Source organism: Calothrix sp. CBUCES-K 9914 (assembly GCF_059640475.1).
In genome coordinates, this window is sequence record NZ_JBXXZH010000178.1 from 1 (window position 1) to 19,915 (window position 19,915).

A 19,915-nucleotide genomic window follows, 5' to 3' on the forward strand; every position below is an offset into this window, starting at 1 on the left:
TCTTGAGAGATACTTGCTCATGCGGGTTCGTTTATATAAATTTTATTCGATTTTGTTCGCGTTAGAAAAACGCGAACAAACTTTTCTTTATTTTAGGCTATGCTCCCGCTTAACCGAGCAGTATTGGTCCGGGATGCTATTTCTGACCTACCCAACAGTCATGCAGCTTCATCTATACCTAACCATATTTATATTCCAGGGGCAAGAAGTTACCCAGGACACACGGGTAGCCCCTTAGATGAGCCTGCTAAAACACTAAAAGCTGGTGTACATGGTGTTCCTGGCGGAGAAAACATGCTTGCTTTACCATCAGGAGAAGTGCGTTATTTTACAGTACGCGAAGCAGCAAGGTTACAGACTTTCCCCGATGATTATTACTTTCCCTGTACTTGGGGTGAGTCGATGCGTCAAATTGGTAATGCAGTTCCCGTCAACCTCGCTTACATTATTGCTTCTGGCATCTACAATCATTTGCAGTTTGTTACAGCTAATAAGAAAATTGTAAATGCTGTTTAGTAATATTACTCATGCCCTTAGAGGTTTTTCAGGCGCCTGCCACTTTGCGCGACCAATTAATTGAATTCCAAACTAGACAGCAGTGTTATCCACTTGCCGAAATTGAACAATTAAAAGAGGAATTGTCTGGTTACGTTGGTATTTATTTATTGTACTACCGGGGGGAGTTTCCTTTTGGGTATAGTGTTTATGTCAGCTTTAAGAGAAGCTTGCCAACGTATTTCGGTTCTTCCATATACTTCATCCCTACAACCTGGATTAACTTTTGAACAGATAGAAGAAATATCTGCTAGCTTACCATTTCAATTATCTGTAGAAGTTTATGAACTCTATCAATGGAAAAATGGTATAAAAGAGCATCAACCAGGTTTCTTATTTTCAGGTTTTGGTCGCTTCTTACCCCTTAATGAAGCAGTGGCAGCTTATGAAGATTTACATACTAGATTTAGCAAATTTAATGTAAATTGGTTGCCTATTATTTTAATGGAAGAAAGTGTATATGTGGTAGTTGGTGCAGAACAACAACAAGAAACATCACTAATCATAGATTGGAGTCCAGAAGATGAAGAAATGCACATTAAACATGAAACTCTCACAGATATGCTAATAGCAGAAGCGCAAGCTTTTGAGGAATGGGTTGAGAGGTATAGAGAAACTTAGATGTAAGAAAAGTTAAAATAGTATCTACGTTTGTGCTTGATAAACGATAGTTAATACACAAATACTTCTACAGGGTTTTCTGCGCTTTGCGTGACCTTTTCATGTAAGACTTGGATTAAACAAGTATTACTTATGAAGTAAGACATGATGGCAAAAATGCTAAATTTTAGATGCCCTAGCGACCTGCTAGGAGCGATAGACCAGTTAGGGCAACAACGATACCCCGCAGACAATAATAACGGATGCGACCGTTCTAAAACTTTAATTGATATCATTGCTGCTGGTATAAAGGTATTGTCCGATGGGTCAATTGAAGTCCCTGTTAGTAAGACAAGTAGTAAGACTATTTTAACAGAAGAACTTAAATCGGTAATCAAAGATGAGTTACTATCTGAACTTCAAGAAGTCCTAAAACGTGAGCTTATAGGTGTAAGACAAGAAGTAGACGAGAAGCTCGCGGCATTTTATGAGCGAATAAACACAACTGAGCAGTTTGAATCTACACCTAAGTCCAAAAAAAAGGCGCCAAACTTATTAGCTCCTACAAAAGGCGCCGAAATGCCAGCACCCGAAGAAAAAGCCTCCAATAAAAACCCTGCTAAAAAAGCTATCTCTGAATACAAAAAGCTGTGTACTTCAGATGTAGGTTTAATTGATATTATGCTTTTTTACGTAGAGCAAGGAGTGAAATTTACCAATACCTATGGCGATATTGATGAATCTTTCTATATAAGCATGGAAGGAATGTATGAGCAGGCATTAGGCGCCATCAATCCTGAATTGAAAGATATCTTCCGAGAACGGTGTCGAAAAATGGGCATTAGATGCGTCGGGTTTAGGATGGGGCTTTGAGGATGCTTTGTGCGAAGCTTATGAGTTTACTTTTGGTAAAAAATAGTGATAATAACTTTAAATTTGTGAATGCTGTAATGGCGCCTGTCGTTTTAGTGGCGCCTATACTGTCATAATTGCTGTGACAACGCTGCGACAGGTGGGCGCCGTGACAATTAAAAACGAACAGCAATATGATATTACTGAACATAAATATTACATTTCAATACTAATATACTCTTAACTTCAACATATCCACGCTTGAAAAGTACGGCGCCGTTTTTTAAGCGAATATTAAATAAAACACTTGAAACAACGCAAAATCAGGAGTTACACAAAACAGCCAAACTTGTTCATCGCAACAATTCAGTACAAATTCGATAAAATAGAATAATCGAAATAAGGTCAGTTCTAAAAACAGTGCAAAAATAAAAGATAAAACCAATGAAAAGGTTTTACCAAATACCTAAATTATTTACTTTATCTAAGTATAAACTACATATTTTTATTAGCAGAGTAGCAAAATTAACATTTAATTAGTCCTCTTCCAGAGGACTTTAGCTATTAGCATGGGGGTTTTAACCCCATGCGGATTAAAACATGCGGGTCAAAATAAAACCAATAATTTTGAACCTCTACGAGTCAAAACGGCGCCAACAATTGCAAATACGTAGTCACATTAATTACATATAATTTCATTTTTCATATTCGTGATAAAAACCAACAATATAATTATAATTCTCAGTGTTACATCTGTGGTTATTTATGAAATCAAATTGTACTTTAGTTTAATTCTTGCACTTTAGTTCACTCATATAATGTAATTAAACCGGGGATAACACACTTATTTTCTAAAATTTTATTTTCCTGCATCAAAATAATCAAGGACTATAAAGCTTTATCTACTCTGTTCAAACTCCATACTCCTTATTCAGTAAACATTTGAGAGCAGAAAGTTCGATTCTAACCTTGAATAATCGGTCATCTTTTAACACCTACCTGCTGGGCTTGCTCCCAAAATATTTTTGTTTAGGACTTTTCAATTCGTGTATAAGCAGTTAAAATGCAAATCATGTTATTTGTTTTTTACACCACACGCTTGTATATCTTGTGTGCTGTAAACCATAAATTCTAAATAACTATTTAATTCTTAAATATCTATATAGTCACCTGAGTATATAAGCATGTAAGAAACTTTCTGCTGGATTACTTTAGTTAGTACTAAATAACTATAATATCCTGTTCCGATTTTACTGCCTAGGTATACAAGACCTAAGAGTATCCAAAGCTTGATTAACAAGTTCCAGGTCGGAAGGTCTGTCCTTTTCAGGCAATTCCTGTACCAACTCCCACATATCCCTTAAAACAGAATCAAATCCTTTAATAGCTTTATCGATTAAATCGGGTTTATAAGGGTTTAGTTCTCTGTTTAAACAAACTAGCTGATAAAGTTCCAGAGGTGATTTATCCATTGCTTTCGCCAACCTCACAATGCTTGAGCGCGTTGGATTGCTTGTTTTTAAGCACATTGTTCGCAGTCCAGGACGAGTTATATTCGCCATGTCAGCAAATTCGCGCATGGAAATATTGTTTTCTTTAATAAACTTGAATATCAATTCCCCTAATGGACTCAGGTCTTGAGGCTTTATGGTGAGAGCAGGCATACAAGTGATTTATAAAATATATGTAGAAAAAAAGATTGTTTATTCTACATGTTATAAGGTATATTGTAGTCTAAGCGACTATAAATTGAAAGAGGATTTAAAGGATGAGCAATAAGCACGAAAATAAAAATATTAGCCAAAATGACCACCCTTTAAACAAGAGTGGCACCTCAGCTGTATGATGCTTTTAGAGCGAGTTAGCTTACCCATAGAACTTATATCAGTTGCTTTAGCTTGGCGGCACTGTAACGGATATAGTCTAGTGGTTTAGCCTTCCGTTTGTTCAATCGTTATTGTCTTTATGTTACCAGGATTTGTACACCATGTGTAGAGTTCTGTAGATTTTTGCGCCCAAATTCACAACAACTTTAATAAGTTATTTTGGAAATTATCTATTTTACTATAAGAAAATCCTATTTTCTATGAGTAAAATAGCTTAAGCAATCAAATCGACAACGATTCAGCGGATAAATAACTCGCTCCAGAGACCGTTTTATTACTTTGGAGTTAATCATCATGTCCGAAAGCGCTACCATCGAGCTTGAATTAGTACAACCGTCACAAACAGTTACTGAAGAACCAATCACCCCAAATCTTGATTGGACTGACTTGCCAAAAGTCCTCCATCAAATAATTGCCTACCACCGAATCTTTGCCCTAGTTGGCGGTAGTGCCCAAGCAGGAATTTTTCTCTCACAAGCGTACTACTGGACTCCTAGAGCTAATAACCCCGAAGGTTGGTTTTATAAAACCAAAGAAGAGTGGGAACAAGAAACCGGACTGACCCGGCGCCAGCAAGACACAGTAGTTAAGCACTTAAAAGAGTTAGGAATATTATCCGTTGAGCTTAGAGGCATACCATGTAAGCTTTATTACAAAATAAATAAAGACGTACTTACCGAAGCCATTGCACGCCATCAGCCAATAGTAGAAAAAACAGGTGAAAAAAGCGCTGAAACAACGCAAAATCAACAGTTGCACAAAAACGCCAAACTAGATGCACAAAAACGCCCAACTAGTTGCACAGAAACGCCTAACAAGTTGCACAAAAACGCCGAACTCAACCCACCTCAAAACCATACACAGCAACCGTTTCAGCCGCCCTCAGAGATTACATCAGAAAATACAACTAAAAATACACAAATATCCGCCCCGCCTAGCGGCGCCCCGGAACCCCGCCCTGGTGTGTGTGTAAATAATATTAAACAAGAAGCCACCAAGACTGATAACCAACCAGCATCTTCAGAAGTTGAGAAACCAGTTGTTAAAACCGATAACCAAAAAAATTCTTCATTTGAACAACGAATTCCTCATGAAGGCAACAATTCCGCCCCAAGTTCGTCAAACCAGAACAAACGAAATAGAGAAGAATCTGCAAATAGCAGTAAAAATCAACAAGCTAATCAATGGGAACCAGCCCATCACCCAGAACTAAAACAAGCCTTTCTTGAATGGAAAGCAAGAACACTCCTCGCTTCCAGTGGTGATACAGATGCATTATCAGGTTATTCTTTTGCTCGTAACTGGGCAAGAAAAAATCAAATTGATGCAAACGATGACTTTGAAAAATTTGTCGCGCGTCACGAAGCCGAACAGCAGCGAAACAAAGAACAAGAAGAATTTTTTGCTCTTCACAGAGAACATTACATGGCGCAGCTTGAAAAACAGCAGCAAGAGGAAGCAGCAAGAAGAGCAGCGGCGCCTCCTAACCCCAGACTCCAAGCAATTTTACAACGGCATCTGAACAGAAATACCTAACAATTTGCTGCGCGGTAACAATATGTAAACGCACTTTGTAACGTGAATTTTAATACACGTTTTGCTTCATCCATTCAACTTTTTGAAAAATTAATATGCAAGTCACAAACGAATTAGACTTTAGAGCAATAGATAGATTGCCCCCGCAAAATATCGAAGCGGAAGAGGTGATTTTGGGTGGTATAATGCTTGATCCAAATGCGATAATAAGAGTCGAAGGCATTCTTAAGCCAGAGATGTTTTATATTTCGTCGCACAAACATATTTTCTCTGCTTTAGAAGCGCTGCATCGTGACAATAAACCTACAGATTTGTTGAGTGTCACCAACTATTTGACAGATTTTGATATGTTGATGACCATCGGCGGTCGAACCAAATTAGCATCGCTGTTAGAAACAACTGTATCAGCAGTAAATATTGATGCTCTTGCTGACATCGTAATTGAAAAATATCGGCGCCGACAGTTAATAAAAGTTGCCTCAGAGATTTATCAACTTGCTTATGACACCGAAAGTGAAATTAATCACCTGCTGGACTGTGCCGAAACTAAACTTTTAAGTATCCGTACAGAAGCTATTAGCCAAGAAAATGAGCCAGTAATCTTAGCAGAGCCACTTATACATGTTTTTGACAATATAGAAAAAATATCTCAAGGTATTGTTAAACCTGGTATTTCTACGGGATTCTATGATTTAGACCTCATAATAAAAGGCTTTCAACCAGGTAAATTAATAACACTTGCAGGGCGCCCTGCAATGGGAAAATCATCCATGCTAGGTAACATGGCAATTAATGCAGCCCGTAATTCCTCGCAACCCGTAATACTTTTTAGTACCGAGATGACAAAAGAAGAATGGGCGATGCGGTACTTAAGTCAAGAAGCCAGAGTCGAAGGAATTTATTTAGAATCCGGCAGAATTAGCAATGACCAATGGAAAGACCTAGCAATAGCTGTTGAAAAACTAAGCCAAGACAAAATATATATAGATGATTCGCCAAAACTAACAGTTGCATCACTGCGTTCCAAAGTAAAGCGTATGGTAGCGAAACACGGCAAAGTTAGTATGGTCGGCATCGACTACCTACAATTAATGGCTGACATTGGAGGAGATGACGGTAGCGGTAAATCTGCTCGTCAAATTGGAGAAATCACGCGGCAACTAAAACTACTAGCCAGAGAATGCAACACAACCGTCGTCCTACTCTCACAATTAAATCGTGGTGTAGAAAGTCGCAATAACAAGCGACCGCTCATGTCAGACCTGCGCGAGTCAGGAAGAATCGAAGAAGACTCCGACCTCGTAATAATGCTTTACAGAGAAGAATACTACGTCCTAGATACACCAGACCGAGGACTAGCAGAAGTCATCATTACCAAACATCGTGGTGGTCCAACAGGCATAGTAAAACTGCTATTTGAATCACAATTTACCCAATTCAAAAACCTCAAACGCGCCTATTAACCGTAGCACACACCCATTAACCGTAGCACGGGCATCTCGCCTGTGCAGTCAAGTCTTTTTATTTACCACAGAGACACAGAGAACACAGAGGAGAAGGAATAAACCGCAAAGACGCAAAGGACGCAAAGTAAGAATTATTAAGAGCATTCATTATGTTGGTGCCAAACCTAGAAACCTCTCAACATGCTGCATCTCAAAAAACATCTAAAACCAGCGAAAAACCCTCTGACAACTGGTACACACCCCAACACATAATTGACTTAGTAATACAAGTACTAAATCAAATAGACCTAGACCCCTGTGCAGAAACTGGCAAAAATATACCAGCATCCACACATTACACACATACAGACAACGGATTAATTCAACCTTGGCACGGACGAGTATTTCTCAACCCACCATACTCCGAACCCGGCAAATGGATTACCAAACTAAATGAAGAAATCGCAACTGGTCGAGTAACAGAAGCCATCGCACTTGTACCAGGCGCCACAGACACCAACTGGTTATCACCTATATTAAAAACTCAACCAGTCTGCTTCTGAAAAGGGCGAATTAAATTCCTCGACACAAACTACAAACCAAAACTACCAGCAAGACAATCACATATCCTCATTTACTGGGGAGACAACAGCACACGGTTTCTAGAAATCTTCCATGCATATGGAGTAGTACAATTACCACAAACAATACTATCCAAATTACTAAAAACCTCTCCCAGTAACACTTCTGAAATTTTCCTAGGGGATAACTCAAACACAAATATATCCCCTAGGAAAATAGAGGCGCCACAACCCCAATTCCCAGAAGCATCCCAAAACTGTCATTCTGAGCGCAGCGAAGAATCTCTAATATCTGGCTACTCACAAGACGTTCCCAAATTCCTAGGGGATAAGTTAGACATAAATATATCCCCTAGGAAAATAGAGGCACCACAATTCCTAGGGGATAACTCAGACATAACAAATATATCCCCTAGGAAAAGGCGCCGACATAAGGGTGACGGCAGCGGCAGTATACATTGGCGCACTGTCACAAAAAAAGGTAAAGATTATCATGAAGCTTATTATCACTACGAATTTTGGAGTGATGGCGAGCGCGAAATTAAATCTACCAGGTACATTCCCAAGCGGTTATTATCGCAGGTGCAAAGCTTGGATTTGGAAAAGGCGCCTGTGAGGGAAATTTTAGAGGTGTTGGGAGTTTTATAATAATACTGAAAAAGGCGCCCCATAGCATATAAATTCCTAATGAAGCTAGAATAGATTAGCCCCTCGGACACTTTGTCTCCTGGCTACGTCTGCGTAGTTTAATTTGGCACACCATATACCCGTGTAGTTGAAAAATGCAAGACGTAGAAATTCTTCATCGAGAAGCAATGCAGCTTGTTGACCAAGCCTTTTTAGCTCGTCAAAGGGGCGATAATGCTGTAGCTTTAGAGTTAACCAAAGCTGCTTTTTCTACTGAGCGAGCAGCCGCAGACCTAGTAGCAAACTTATTCGACCTTGAACCCACTAGATCAGTTCTTCATCGCAGCGCTGCAATCCTTGCCATAGAATGTTTAGAATTAAGAGAGGCAGAAAAGTTAATTGGACGCGCGCTAGCAGGTAATCCCACTGATGATATTGCCAACGAATTGCGGGATTTACTTCTAGAGGAAATTTATTCCCGCAGGCAAGCAATTGGACACTAAACAAACCCACAGTTTTGACTTAATAAAATAGCACCGTCTTATAAAGTTTTACTAATTTTATATCAGTGTAAACTTGTAAGTAATTATATTTTTCTAGTTGCTTCTGGTCATAAGGCAACCAAATATTTATTCCGCAACAATTTTTTGGTCGGTCTAAGATAGCGTAGAAAGTACCTCCGTCTTTATATTTATAAATAATCTTCTTCTGAAGAAAATCAGCGAAGTTTTGATATAACTTTTGCGTTTGAGGTGATGAACTGCTGATTTTTTGGAAGAACTCAATAATATCAACAAACTGCTCCGAGCTATTGGAACGAACTTGGAATTTATCAAGTTTGATTACATTAGAGTTAGAAGCAATGATAGCATCAATAAGCGGATTCAGTACTTTAGGCAGCTGCTTTATATAACTATTGTTAGTAACAGTGTAACTATTATACATGTCATCACTCTCAAATTCCATTATCTTAGTAGCAAGTTGACCACCATCTATTTGCGGATGTTTTCCTAAAAAAATTAGTAGCGACTCATAGTAAGAGTTAGGGGCGCCAAGCAATAACTGAGAAGAAAGAGTATATTTACTAACATCTTGGAAAGTATAATGAGTTTCAAGCGTTCCTTTATAACAATTTTGGAAGAAAAGTAATTCTAAATTATTATTGATTTTTTTATTAAACTCATAAATTATATTTTTAAGATTTTTATAACTCATCCATTTAATGCTTGTAGTTAAACCGGGCTGGGAATTATTGTCTGGGCTTATTTCATCTAAACTACCACCATGACCTAAGAAAACCACAGCCCATTTTTTAGCTTGAAACTGTGATTGTGCCCAATCTAAGTATTCAGCATATACCTTTTCATCAGCGCTATCACCTGTATTTAAGAATTGCACATCAACTGAATCTTTTTTTATTACTCTTCTTGAAAGCTGTTTATCACCATAAAAATCAGACTGAACCAAAACAAGTATATTATCGTCTTTTACACCCTTAGATAACATGTTTATTATAGGCAACCCAACCCTAGAAAGATTATTATCGTAAGGCATCCAATATAAAATTATCCAATCATATAGTTTTTGTTTTTCTTGATGCTTACTTGGTAAAGCTTTAACTAGATCAGATGTTAAATAATTTACAAATAAAAATGAAGCTAAAAATGATGATGTTTGTTTAAAAAACCTTTTTCTACCTATCATAATAATTTAAAAACCTTTTTCTATCAGTATATTTACATACTCATATTTAAATATCATTTTTTGTGATAACTACAAATATTTACATTATTTTAAACTTTTGAAGTCCGGAGAACTGCTACCCTAAATAATCCAATATTTAAACAGTATTGCCTCAATTAGAAGCAATGTGATTTTTTTGAATTTAGCTAAGTAAGTTAGAGAAACCTACGTTGCCTGATCACTGTAATGTAATGTATTGAAAACAATTCCATCTTTTTTGTCCTTCATAGATTGAACTTAAAATAGGACGCTTTGCATTCTTGATATACGGTGCCCATAAATACCTCTGCATACCAATACACAGAGACATTTAAAGACGACTTATAAGTGAAGCATTGAACGAACTCAATTATTTAAAATACAAAGCTATTTTAGTAACTCGCTTCGGTAATGGACGCAGTAGCGCGTTACGTCTAAATAATTCTGAACATGTGAGTCCGGCTTGGGATGCTCTCGAATGAATCATCTCAAATTCCAAATCGGATACGCGGATTTGCATTATTTTGGTGCGAACTATTGAGCGTGACATGGGTTTTTCAAAGATCAAAGTGTGTTCATTTAATGGTTGTTGATAGTGTGCTTGTAGGTGGCGCCTGTTGTGTTGTCAATGTGGATGTAATTAAGGTGCCCAATTATCAACTGCGGGGTTTCTTAAGGGGGTATCCCCCTTGAGCCAGTCTGCCTGTGCCGAGCGAGTAGCGATGGTAAAACGTAAGTTTTAAGGCATGGCTGGCTCCCTACCGAAGCGCGGGGGTCACGGAAAATTGGGAACATGGGAGCTGTGGGTTAATCATGGGGGATTCTGGAATAACCAGGCGCCTGTTTCTATGAGTTAATGGTGGGAGACAGAAAAGAGCGGGCGCCTGCAATTATAAGTTAATTTACGATGACTCATAAGAAAAATTTAGAGGTGAGAATGAAAGTAAATTGTTATTTCAGATTCTAACCAATATTTTGATAAAAAAATACTTTGATTGCTTAGAATTTTAGATATAAACTCATTCTAATTATTGATATACGGTATATCTACCTTTAGATATAAAAATTACCAAGATGATATAATTTTGTTTGAATTAATAAAAAAATGATAACGAAGTGTTAAAAGAGAAGTACAGTACCAATTAATCGAGGTAAAACAAAAAAAGGTTGAATTATCTGTATTGGGAGTTGTTATCTCCGTGACACAAGATAGAGTTTCTAAAGCCAAAATACCAGAGGCGTTGGATGCGCTGAGGGCTTTGGGTGCAAAGGAATTAGACGATATATCGGCGCGCGATGCTATTAGGAAGATGCGCCGACAGATTGAAAGGGTGCTGCGGTTAGGTTATAGCTATTCTGAGGTTTCAACTACGTTAGCTTCTTTGGATATCCATATTAGTGGAGAACGTATTAAATACCTGCTCAATGATATCCGGAAAAAAACTCGTAAAAAATCTAAGTCTTCTCTAGGGGATACTCGTGGGAGCGAGATAGATAACAATATGCGCGCTCCGGTTGAAGAAATGCCTGTCTCTTCTAACCCAACTGAGACTGCACAAACTAACGGGAAGTCATCCAGAAATGGTCAACCACAATCTAAGGTAGCACAACCAAATAAAGCAAATTCAACTCTTGAACCTTCCCTAGCCACAAACAACACTAATTCCTTAGCCTTCAAACCCCAATTAATAAACGACGAAGATTTGTAATTTACCTAAAAGGAGCTTTTGATGGTTGCCAAAACAAAACAAACTACCGCAAAACAAACCACAGCGAAACCAAAATGCACTGGACGGTTAGTGCTAGTAACCGGAGATAAAGGTGGAACTGGTAAAAGTGTAATGGCGAGAATTCTTTTAGATACTTATCGCCACAGAAATATAAACTGCATCGCTTATGAGTGCGACCAGTCAAACCCACAATTATATAGACACTACAATCAACTTCCTCCTGGAGTGCAAACGTTGAAGTTAAATCAACGTGGTGGCGCCGATGCTTTGCAGGATGATTTAGGGCGTTTTTCTCCCAAAGTTTCGTTGGTAGATTTACCTGCTGGAGCGGCGGAATATTTTGAGGAAATAGCAAATGATATTTGTCTATTCGAGAATGCACAGCGTATGGGATACCGCATCACAATGGTTTCTGTGTTGGGAAGGGTAAAAGATAGCGTCGTGCAGTTAAAACGGTTAGTAGATTTTTGTGGCGCCCAGGTAGATTATGTAATAGCTAAAAATCTTTACTGGGGTTCAGAAAATAAGTTTATTCGGTACGACAATTCCAAAGTCCGCTCAACTATTGCAGCGTATGGTGGAGTAGAGTTGCTATTACCTGAGTTGTTTGATGATATTTTCGACTTTATCGACTCCAATGATTTAACTTTCCGTTTAGCATTAGAACATGATGCTTTAACTGTGAGTAATAAATCCCGGATATTTGGTTGGATTGATAAAGCAGAAACTCAGTTAGAAAAAGCAGCAATACAGTTGGGGTTAGATGATGGCTGCAACTAATAGAAACACCAAAAACGGCAAAAACAATAATGCCGACAAATCTCATTTAGATAAACTTTTAGAGGATAAACCACCAGAGTTTCAAGCATCTGTGCTACGGTTCGCGCTTGACTCTGGAATGAAACAAGATGACCCAGCGTTTCGGTTAGTGCAATATATTGGATACTTAGCACAACTAACAGAAACAGCCCCAGAAGATTGGAAGCAGTTGTTTAAAAAATTACAAGGGGAATTATCCGAGTGGGCGGAACTAACGACGGAACAATTAGCGGCAGCAGCAGACCAGAGCGAGACAATCAACAACCTGGCTCAATCTTGCAACAGGCTTGGAGCAGCGTTGAACGCATTAGACTCAACCTCACAGCAACAGTTGGAGCAATTGACGGACTTGAGCGAAACCTCAGAGAGTTTGAAAAGCGTCGTTGGGGAAATACCAACATTGAAAAAACTATTGACTCAATTGAATCAAACCCTCTCGCAGAAACAGTTTTTGAAAGTGGAATTGACAACTGCTCAAATGGGGGAATTGAAAAGAGAGATTTCGATAACTCAAGCGAACAGGGAGTTGAGCGAGATAAAGGGGGAGATTTTGGATGTTGCGTTGAGTCAGAGGCGCCTGATGTCGAAAATAGAACAATTGACCAACCCTCAAACCCAGAAAAGCAGACGAACGCAAATGTTAACTCGCATATGGCGCCAGTTAGAAAACGCGGTTTTGACTTGGATTTGTGAATTAAATTTATCGTTGTCCTGGGTGGGGGCAATATCGTATATATTCTTTTTTTCCTTGCTTTTGGCACTTTTCACTAGGGTAACTTTTCAATTTGTACCTGTATCATTACCTGAAATTACTCTTATTCAGATTAATAAAACTCAACAACAGGTTGATTATATATATACTAAAATCCAGCGAATTGAAAAGCGTTTAGAGAGCGAGAATAAAGGAAAACCAGCGAGTAAATAAAGTAATTTTAAATACGCGGGAAACGAATAATCGTTTCTTGATAGCCATTTAATTCAACAGTCCAGAATTGAAATTCTTCATCAATGTCGTCTACTACTTTATACTGTGCTGCGTTTTTCATTGTAAAATCAGTAGTCAAAGCATAATATCTACCTTCTTTATTTACATGTACCGCAATGCTTGATTGCTTGTTTGTGAGTTTCGATGCTGCTAATTTTAAGTTAGATAAATCATCTTCATTCGGTTGGGTGTCAACTAAAATAATAACTTGTACGTTCATAAATCAAGTTGCGTTTACTTCATGATACAACCCGTCTTTTTCGTCATACCTCCACCCGCGTTTAACACCGTCTTTGTCCCTTGTCCATGCTTCAAACTCTTTTGCACTGAGAGTATTACGTTTTTCTGTTAGCGTTGAAACTGTCGTACTAAGTCTAAAAGCCAGTTTTTTCTCATCGAGGGGGTCAATTTTAATTGGTTGAGTGTTATACGGTTGAGAATAGCTTGATTTCCGAGACTTTGATGCATTTATACTACTTTGCATCACCAATAACGCGCCCTCGAATTTTGCTATTTGGTTGCTGACGGTTTCTAGTTTATTTTCTAATGCTGTTAATCTGCGTTCATGCTCAGGGTTGGCGCCTTTCTCGGTAGTATTATTTTGTTTTAGGCGCCAAAATTCTTCTTCTAATTCGTATAGACGTACTTCTACACTACCTTCTACACCAGGTATGTCACCTAAGACATGATTTAACCCTTGTATTACGAGGTCGGTGGCAGTAGTATTAAGTTCAGCAGCTTTCTTGCGAAGCGCGTCTGCTAAGGGTTTGGGCAATTTAAAGTTGATGGATTCTCTCTCGACTTTTCCCATTTCTACACCCTCGTATATACCCTGTGTAGATTTTACGATGAAATGGGCGCCTTTGTGCAATAAAATAAAATTTTATACGCCGGACTCACAAAGTATTTTTTGTAATTTAGCCATGTATTAAGTAATTATCTTTGATTTATAGTTGCTATTATTACTTGAATGCTTATTTGTATACGGTTATGATTGTTGTCGCGCTCCAAGGCGCGATGTCTACCCGCAATCGACATATTGTAATAATCAATACTTAATAAATTTGTAATTTGTCATTAAAAATTAACCTGTGTGTGGTTCAAACCACACGCTAATAGCAAAAGTCTTCTATAGGAGGACTGAGGATAAATGAGTAATTTTTAATACTTGCATTTCAACTTTTAGTGGTTTATACAGTCTTTATGTAAGACGCTAGTTAATCAACTCGCGTTTGACTTTTGCTATGTCCGCATTTTGTATTGTGTGGAGAATTAGGTGTAAAGGGCGCCCTTTGGAGCGTTGCTTTATTTTCACAGCATGTAGTTAAAATAACTATAATTGATATGTTATATTTCAGTACTGGCTGATGACCGAGGAAGAATTGCTATACGTAATTGAACAAGCCGCAGCTGAGGGAGCAAAAGAGCTAGACCTCTCTGGCAACGAGTTGACAGCTTTACCACCTGAGATTGGTAAGTTGACTCAACTTGAAAAGCTGATTCTCGGTAAGTATAAGTATGATGAAGATGGATATGTTACTGGAACTATCGGCAACAATTTGAGAGATTTACCGAAAGAAATTGAATTGCTAAATCAACTTGAAGAACTTCAAATAGTAGGCAACCAACTGAGTAAGATACCAGCAGAAATAATTCAACTGGTCAATTTACAATCTCTCGATCTTCGCAGTAATCAACTGAGTAGTATACCAGCAGAATTAGTCCAACTGGTTAACTTGCAATTCCTCAACCTAGCCTATAATAACCTGAGTAGTATACCAGCAGAATTAGTCCAACTGATTAACTTGCAATCCTTCGACATTAGCAAAAATCAACTGAGTAGTATACCTGCAGAAATAGGGCAACTGGTTAAATTGCAATCCCTCTACTTGAGCTATAATAAACTAAGTAGTATACCAGCAGAATTAGTCCAACTGGTTAGCTTGCAATCCCTCTATCTTAGCAAAAATCAACTGAGTAGTATACCAGCAGAATTAGTCCAACTGGTTAGCTTGCAATCTCTCTACCTTAGCAGGAATCAACTGAGTAGTATACCAGCAGAAATAGGGCAACTGGTCAATTTACAATCTCTCTACCTTAACCGAAATAACCTAAGTAGTATACCGACAGAAATAGGGCAACTTAGCAAACTTGAAAAACTCGATTTACGTGGAAATCCAGTTCCCATTCCACCAGAAATATTGGGAGCAAAGTCTTTTTTTGAAAACTCAGGAGATGTTAAGGAAATACTTGATTTTTATTTCCGAGTACAAGACCCAAAAGAAACAGAGCCTCTTTATGAAGCGAAGTTATTGATTATTGGTGAAGGGGGTGCGGGTAAAACTTCTTTGGCTAAGAAAATTGAAGATGAAAACTATGAACTTCAATTCAATCAGGAGTCAACCGAAGGAATTGATGTCATTCAGTGGAAATTTCCGCTTGACAATGGTCATGAGTTTCGGGTTAATATTTGGGATTTTGGAGGTCAGGAAATTTACCATCAAACCCATCAGTTTTTCCTTACTCAACGTTCTCTTTATGCTTTAGTAGCTGATACCCGTACAGAAAATACAGATTTTTATTGGTGGCTCAAAGTTGCTGAACTTTTAAGCGATAGTAGTCCCGTTTTGATTATTAAAAATGAAAAGCAAGACCGTGAAACTGAGGTTCAGGAGCGTCAGTTACGCGGAGAGTTTCCGAATTTAAAAGAAGTTTTAGCTACTAATTTGGAAACAAATCGTGGTTTAACCGAAATCAAAGAACTGGTAAAACATTATATCAGTAATCTTCCCCATGTTGGTGATAAATCACCTTTACCAAAAGTCTGGGTGCGAGTTCGTTCAGCTTTAGAGAATTATTCTCAAAATCGCGATTATATTGAGGTTGGCGAATATTTTCGACTTTGTGAAACTAATCAATTGACTGACCGCAAGGACATGCTGCGGTTGAGTCGTTATTTACATGACCTTGGTGTTTGTTTGCACTTCCAAGATGATTCAACACTAAAACATTATATTATTCTCAAACCGGAATGGGGTACAACTGCGGTTTATAAAGTTTTAGATAATAAAACTGTCAAGCAAAATCTGGGATGTTTTACTCAAGAAAATCTTACTGACATTTGGCAAGACAGCGAATATGATGATATGCGAGATGAACTACTACAATTAATGATGCGGTTTAAGCTCTGCTATCAAATTCCTAACCGTTCTGGTAACTACATTGCACCGCAACTACTTGATGTTGAGCAACCTAAATACAATTGGGATAAATTTTATAATCTCATTTTGCGCTACAAATATGCTTTTATGCCCAAAGGTATTCTTACGCGCTTAATTGTAGAAACACATCCTTGGATTGAAAATCAAAAACTCGTTTGGAAAAGCGGTGTTGTTCTCAATAAGGATGAAACGCGGGTTGAAGTCGTTGAAAATTATAACCAACGGGAAATTAAGGTTAGTGTATCTGGAAACCGCAAAAAAGAGTTACTTGCAGTTGTTACTCACGAGCTAGAAAAAATCCATCGTTCTTTTGAACGTTTACAATATCAAACTTTGGTTCCCTGTAACTGTACTGAATGTGCAGACAGTGAAAATCCTTATGCTTATCCGTTAGAAAATTTACGTAAGCGTTTAAAAGCTGGTAAATATCAAGTTGAATGCGAAGAAAGTTATGAATCTGTTGATGTTCGCAGATTGATTGATGATGTAAATTTGTCACCTTATCAGGAGTATCGAGAATCTCAAGTCCAAGATACGGGATTACAACGGGAATTAGAAAGAGAGAGACAGAAATCTTTAAATCTAAATCAAACTACTATAAGTCGTGTTAGTACGATTCACCAAGATTTTCAATTATTAGTTGACAAAAATAAGAAGTTATCTAGTCAACAACGTAAACAACTACGTGATGCTTTGATGGATGCTTTTCCTACTAAGCCATTATTAGAGCAATTATTATCATATGAACTCGATAAAAATCTAGATGAAATTGCGGGAGGCAATAATTTACAAGAAATTGTCTTTAATTTGATAACAATAGCAGAATCTCAGGGATGGATTGACGAATTAGTTTATGGCGCCAAAGAGTTTAACCCTAAAAACTCGCTCTTACAGCAGATTGCATGTTTATGAAAATAAATTCTAGTTTAGAAATATTTAGGGTTAGTGATTCTCAATCTTCTAAAGGCGCCACGGTATCTTCTAATATTGATAATCGAAGACGCAACTTCACTTAACGGGAACATACTCCATGTAAATTCTCTCCTTTGTTTGTGCTTGAACAATAAAGCCTTCGCGTTCATAGAGTTTACGTGCTGGATTGACTGCTAAAACTCTAAGCCGCAAGGGTATTTCATGCGCTTTAGCTTCATTAATTAACTGCCTGATAAGAACTGTACCAATGCCACGACGCTGAAAATTAGGTAGTACATACAGTTTCGTTAATTGCATGTAGTTTGGGTGTATCTCGACTGCCAAACATCCAACATCTTGACCGTCAAGCTGAATAATTTGATGCGTTGATAAATTAATTGAATCGTAAATTATTGTTCGCTGCTCAAAATCAACCCAACTTCCCCAAGTCTGTTCTACATAGCTTTGCATTGTTACTCTCGTTACTTCGTAGATGAACTCCTTCGTCAGCTTCTGATATGGAACGAAGAGTGATGTGCATATGCTAATTAAGGAGGGCGTAAATTATTAAAAGTTGATTCATTTAATTATTTAAATCCAGAGCAATAACTTGATTTGGCGCCAATACTCCACCTACTTTTACAACTTCTAATTCTCCAGTTACATCTTTATATTGTACTTTTACTTGAGTAATAGCTTCTTCTAAAGTTGCAGATTGGGCAATGTAAATTTTTTCCTCTGATTTGAAAACCCAAATTGGGTCAGGCCAAGTGTGTCGGGGTTGCAGTACGGCTTTATGTATAATTGTGTGGATATATTCAATAATTTGTGCTTCTTTACCGTTTGGTAAAAACTCTGTTAATGTTTGTAATAATTTTTGAAGTTCTGGTGTCGGGATGTGTTCGACGATTTCAGTTTGGGAGCGCGCGCTTGTAGTCGGTACTTTTGTGCCTGCAACTACAGATTCAATGTAGCGACTGACTTTAGAAATAATTGAATCAAAGTCAGGTTCTGTTAGTATGTTACCTAAGTGCGAATGTAGCAAACTTCTAAAGTTTTCGTCGTCAATATTAATACTGCGATTGTTTAAATAAGCCAAAAAATTACTTGATGCTAACCGACCACAACCAACTTCTCCATTGGCTGCATCTTCTGCTGCTACCAACTCCATTAAATGCTGGTTTTTAGTTGTTTCAACACTTGTGTCAGAAGAAATTGATTGGGTCATGAGTTTCTCCGTAATATTTCAAAGTAAACCAAATTATCTGGTTCGTCTGGGTCGGAACCGCAATCGAGTAATCCAACCCTAATTTTACGATAAAAGTCTATAGAATCAGGGAGAGCATGTAGTCCTACACGTCCTTGATATCCTAATTCATAACTGCGGGCAATAGCAAAATCAACTAAATTTTTACCAACACCTTTGTAGGTGGGAGGATTTTTGATTGCTGGACGGTTCCAAGGCCCAGTAGCTAATGCACTAATATATACTAGCCTCCGACGATACTGAGATTCAATTTGGCAGCGTTTTTTTAATATATCAATTGTCATCAATCCTTGGGTAATGCCTTCACACTCAATTGCATAAAGTTCATCCCCAGGCAGTATTTTAGCTAACCGATTCTTTTTTTCCCAATTCCAGTCAGCATCCAAGTAACGTGTACCCGTTAGTTGAGGCGCCCATAGATTTTGAGCATCTACAAGGTGTTTATCTGATACAGTTGTAAGGATAGCATCGACAATTTGGTTGTCCTGCACCCGTAATAATTTGACATTCAGGCTAAAATTTGAAACCACACCAAGTTTTACACCCCGACGATTTATTATATTTTTACTAGTATGACTATAAAATTATATGTAATTATATGTCAAGTATGACTAGTAAAAAACTTATTATGTTGGAACTCGATATTATCGCATCTGTAGATTGGAAGCCAGAGTTCGGTAAAAAACTAAAATTGATGCGAGGTAAAGTATCTCGACGCGCGCTAGCCCAGAAAGTTATTGACCAGTACGACTATAAAGTGTCTCAGCAATACATACAGCTTTTAGAACACCCCGAAGGAAACGAAAAGGCGCCTGCCACCGTATCCTTCAAACTACTAAGATATCTAACAGAAGCACTAAACACCAACGTTTACGATTTATTTAACTCACCCGAAATATTTGCTAGTGACACTTGAAAAATTACCACCTTTAATTTACGATGGTTCCACAGTGCCGCTCAATCACAGATAATAACTCTTCTTGTGTGGGCGTTAAATACGGAGTTGGTAGATGTGCAAAGAATTCAAACATGGCAACTACAACTTCTTCCACGTTGGGAACCTGAGAAAGGCGCCGCAACCGCGTGTGCAATTTTTCTGCTGCTGCACGGTCTTCAATACTGCTCGGTTAAGGGAAATAGAGGTAAAAAAGTACTAAACATAGTTCGCGTTTATAAA

General features: G+C 37.9%; 20 protein-coding genes. 12 read left to right on the forward strand and 8 right to left on the reverse strand.

Features of this window, described 5'->3' with window-relative positions:
• Window positions 1–123: 123 nt before the first annotated feature.
• The 3 genes from AC2JBO_RS30610 (at window position 124) to AC2JBO_RS30620 (ending at window position 2,028) form a co-directional block, all read left to right on the forward strand.
• Window positions 124–516, forward strand: a complete 393-nt coding sequence (locus AC2JBO_RS30610; protein ID WP_496957404.1) for a DNA cytosine methyltransferase — start codon at window positions 124–126, stop codon at window positions 514–516.
• Window positions 517–705: 189 nt separating this feature from the next.
• The gene (locus AC2JBO_RS30615) at window positions 706–1,176 is read left to right on the forward strand and encodes an SMI1/KNR4 family protein (protein ID WP_496957405.1); all 471 of its coding nucleotides are present in this window, start codon (window positions 706–708) and stop codon (window positions 1,174–1,176) included.
• Between the two features lie 156 nt (window positions 1,177–1,332).
• A complete protein-coding gene (locus AC2JBO_RS30620) occupies window positions 1,333–2,028 on the forward strand; it encodes a hypothetical protein (RefSeq protein ID WP_496957406.1) in 696 nt (231 codons plus the stop codon).
• Window positions 2,029–3,257: 1,229 nt separating this feature from the next.
• On the opposite strand, the gene AC2JBO_RS30625 is transcribed toward AC2JBO_RS30620, so the two are convergent.
• The gene (locus AC2JBO_RS30625; RefSeq protein ID WP_496957407.1) at window positions 3,258–3,671 is read right to left on the reverse strand and encodes a helix-turn-helix domain-containing protein; all 414 of its coding nucleotides are present in this window, start codon (window positions 3,669–3,671) and stop codon (window positions 3,258–3,260) included.
• A gap of 516 nt (window positions 3,672–4,187) precedes the next feature.
• On the opposite strand from AC2JBO_RS30625, the gene AC2JBO_RS30630 reads away from it, so the two are divergent.
• The 4 genes from AC2JBO_RS30630 (at window position 4,188) to AC2JBO_RS30645 (ending at window position 8,585) form a co-directional block, all read left to right on the forward strand.
• Window positions 4,188–5,429: a hypothetical protein gene (locus tag AC2JBO_RS30630; protein WP_496957408.1), complete on the forward strand. Its 1,242-nt coding sequence runs from the start codon at window positions 4,188–4,190 to the stop codon at window positions 5,427–5,429.
• 95 nt (window positions 5,430–5,524) lie between these two features.
• Complete coding sequence (gene dnaB / locus AC2JBO_RS30635; RefSeq protein WP_496957409.1) at window positions 5,525–6,892, forward strand: replicative DNA helicase; 1,368 nt, start codon at window positions 5,525–5,527, stop codon at window positions 6,890–6,892.
• A 152-nt stretch (window positions 6,893–7,044) separates the two neighbouring features.
• Complete coding sequence (locus AC2JBO_RS30640; protein WP_496957410.1) at window positions 7,045–7,437, forward strand: DNA N-6-adenine-methyltransferase; 393 nt, start codon at window positions 7,045–7,047, stop codon at window positions 7,435–7,437.
• Window positions 7,438–8,237: 800 nt separating this feature from the next.
• Entirely contained in the window at window positions 8,238–8,585 is a 348-nt protein-coding gene (locus AC2JBO_RS30645) for a hypothetical protein (RefSeq protein WP_496957411.1), read from the forward strand.
• A 19-nt stretch (window positions 8,586–8,604) separates the two neighbouring features.
• On the opposite strand, the gene AC2JBO_RS30650 is transcribed toward AC2JBO_RS30645, so the two are convergent.
• Together AC2JBO_RS30650 and AC2JBO_RS30655 are read right to left on the reverse strand one after the other, a co-directional pair.
• Window positions 8,605–9,786, reverse strand: a complete 1,182-nt coding sequence (locus tag AC2JBO_RS30650) for a clostripain-related cysteine peptidase (protein WP_496957412.1) — start codon at window positions 9,784–9,786, stop codon at window positions 8,605–8,607.
• A 388-nt stretch (window positions 9,787–10,174) separates the two neighbouring features.
• Window positions 10,175–10,354: a plasmid mobilization protein gene (locus AC2JBO_RS30655; protein WP_496957413.1), complete on the reverse strand. Its 180-nt coding sequence runs from the start codon at window positions 10,352–10,354 to the stop codon at window positions 10,175–10,177.
• A gap of 649 nt (window positions 10,355–11,003) precedes the next feature.
• Here AC2JBO_RS30655 and AC2JBO_RS30660 point away from each other — a divergent pair.
• Genes AC2JBO_RS30660 through AC2JBO_RS30670 form a run of 3 tightly spaced genes read left to right on the forward strand, consistent with a single transcriptional unit; the run spans window position 11,004 to window position 13,278 of the window.
• Window positions 11,004–11,513, forward strand: coding sequence for a hypothetical protein (locus tag AC2JBO_RS30660; RefSeq protein ID WP_496957414.1), 510 nt, complete (start codon window positions 11,004–11,006; stop codon window positions 11,511–11,513).
• Between the two features lie 21 nt (window positions 11,514–11,534).
• Window positions 11,535–12,314, forward strand: a complete 780-nt coding sequence (locus AC2JBO_RS30665; protein WP_496957415.1) for a P-loop NTPase family protein — start codon at window positions 11,535–11,537, stop codon at window positions 12,312–12,314.
• A complete protein-coding gene (locus AC2JBO_RS30670; protein WP_496957416.1) occupies window positions 12,298–13,278 on the forward strand; it encodes a DUF6753 family protein in 981 nt (326 codons plus the stop codon). The genes AC2JBO_RS30665 and AC2JBO_RS30670 overlap by 17 nt, the downstream gene beginning before the upstream one ends.
• A gap of 7 nt (window positions 13,279–13,285) precedes the next feature.
• Here the strand turns inward: AC2JBO_RS30670 and AC2JBO_RS30675 are convergent, their stop codons facing one another.
• Together AC2JBO_RS30675 and AC2JBO_RS30680 are read right to left on the reverse strand one after the other, a co-directional pair.
• Window positions 13,286–13,558, reverse strand: a complete 273-nt coding sequence (locus AC2JBO_RS30675) for a hypothetical protein (protein WP_496957417.1) — start codon at window positions 13,556–13,558, stop codon at window positions 13,286–13,288.
• 3 nt (window positions 13,559–13,561) lie between these two features.
• On the reverse strand, window positions 13,562–14,149 hold the full coding sequence (locus AC2JBO_RS30680; protein ID WP_496957418.1) for a hypothetical protein: 588 nt from the start codon (window positions 14,147–14,149) through the stop codon (window positions 13,562–13,564).
• A 556-nt stretch (window positions 14,150–14,705) separates the two neighbouring features.
• Between AC2JBO_RS30680 and AC2JBO_RS30685 the strand changes: the two genes are divergently transcribed.
• A complete protein-coding gene (locus AC2JBO_RS30685) occupies window positions 14,706–17,471 on the forward strand; it encodes a COR domain-containing protein (protein WP_496957419.1) in 2,766 nt (921 codons plus the stop codon).
• Between the two features lie 96 nt (window positions 17,472–17,567).
• Here AC2JBO_RS30685 and AC2JBO_RS30690 read toward each other — a convergent pair whose 3' ends face one another.
• The 3 genes from AC2JBO_RS30690 to AC2JBO_RS30700 all read right to left on the reverse strand — a co-directional run bounded on the left by AC2JBO_RS30690 (window position 17,568) and on the right by AC2JBO_RS30700 (window position 19,268).
• Window positions 17,568–17,942 carry a GNAT family N-acetyltransferase gene (locus AC2JBO_RS30690; protein WP_496957420.1) on the reverse strand — a complete coding sequence of 125 codons (375 nt, stop codon included), beginning with the start codon at window positions 17,940–17,942 and terminating at the stop codon, window positions 17,568–17,570.
• Window positions 17,943–18,054: 112 nt separating this feature from the next.
• Window positions 18,055–18,699 (reverse strand): hypothetical protein, encoded by a 645-nt coding sequence (locus tag AC2JBO_RS30695; RefSeq protein WP_496957421.1) that lies wholly within the window; start codon window positions 18,697–18,699, stop codon window positions 18,055–18,057.
• Window positions 18,696–19,268, reverse strand: coding sequence for a hypothetical protein (locus AC2JBO_RS30700; protein WP_496957422.1), 573 nt, complete (start codon window positions 19,266–19,268; stop codon window positions 18,696–18,698). Before AC2JBO_RS30700 ends, AC2JBO_RS30695 begins: the two co-directional genes overlap by 4 nt.
• A gap of 77 nt (window positions 19,269–19,345) precedes the next feature.
• Here AC2JBO_RS30700 and AC2JBO_RS30705 point away from each other — a divergent pair, with 77 nt between their 5' ends.
• A complete protein-coding gene (locus tag AC2JBO_RS30705) occupies window positions 19,346–19,654 on the forward strand; it encodes a hypothetical protein (protein WP_496957423.1) in 309 nt (102 codons plus the stop codon).
• Window positions 19,655–19,915 lie beyond the last annotated feature (261 nt).

Bases quoted from the DNA above. Each gene is read 5' to 3' on its own strand.
- AC2JBO_RS30665 (WP_496957415.1), top strand. From the start codon at position 11,535: ATGGTTGCCAAAACAAAACAAACTACCGCAAAACAAACCACAGCGAAA.
- AC2JBO_RS30655 (WP_496957413.1), bottom strand. From the start codon at position 10,354: ATGTCACGCTCAATAGTTCGCACCAAAATAATGCAAATCCGCGTATCC.
- AC2JBO_RS30625 (WP_496957407.1), bottom strand. From the start codon at position 3,671: ATGCCTGCTCTCACCATAAAGCCTCAAGACCTGAGTCCATTAGGGGAA.
- AC2JBO_RS30645 (WP_496957411.1), top strand. From the start codon at position 8,238: ATGCAAGACGTAGAAATTCTTCATCGAGAAGCAATGCAGCTTGTTGAC.
- AC2JBO_RS30620 (WP_496957406.1), top strand. From the start codon at position 1,333: ATGCTAAATTTTAGATGCCCTAGCGACCTGCTAGGAGCGATAGACCAG.
- AC2JBO_RS30640 (WP_496957410.1), top strand. From the start codon at position 7,045: ATGTTGGTGCCAAACCTAGAAACCTCTCAACATGCTGCATCTCAAAAA.
- AC2JBO_RS30705 (WP_496957423.1), top strand. From the start codon at position 19,346: ATGACTAGTAAAAAACTTATTATGTTGGAACTCGATATTATCGCATCT.
- AC2JBO_RS30650 (WP_496957412.1), bottom strand. From the start codon at position 9,786: ATGATAGGTAGAAAAAGGTTTTTTAAACAAACATCATCATTTTTAGCT.
- AC2JBO_RS30690 (WP_496957420.1), bottom strand. From the start codon at position 17,942: ATGCAAAGCTATGTAGAACAGACTTGGGGAAGTTGGGTTGATTTTGAG.
- AC2JBO_RS30680 (WP_496957418.1), bottom strand. From the start codon at position 14,149: ATGGGAAAAGTCGAGAGAGAATCCATCAACTTTAAATTGCCCAAACCC.
- AC2JBO_RS30670 (WP_496957416.1), top strand. From the start codon at position 12,298: ATGATGGCTGCAACTAATAGAAACACCAAAAACGGCAAAAACAATAAT.
- AC2JBO_RS30695 (WP_496957421.1), bottom strand. From the start codon at position 18,699: ATGACCCAATCAATTTCTTCTGACACAAGTGTTGAAACAACTAAAAAC.
- dnaB (WP_496957409.1), top strand. From the start codon at position 5,525: ATGCAAGTCACAAACGAATTAGACTTTAGAGCAATAGATAGATTGCCC.
- AC2JBO_RS30685 (WP_496957419.1), top strand. From the start codon at position 14,706: ATGACCGAGGAAGAATTGCTATACGTAATTGAACAAGCCGCAGCTGAG.
- AC2JBO_RS30615 (WP_496957405.1), top strand. From the start codon at position 706: ATGTCAGCTTTAAGAGAAGCTTGCCAACGTATTTCGGTTCTTCCATAT.
- AC2JBO_RS30630 (WP_496957408.1), top strand. From the start codon at position 4,188: ATGTCCGAAAGCGCTACCATCGAGCTTGAATTAGTACAACCGTCACAA.
- AC2JBO_RS30675 (WP_496957417.1), bottom strand. From the start codon at position 13,558: ATGAACGTACAAGTTATTATTTTAGTTGACACCCAACCGAATGAAGAT.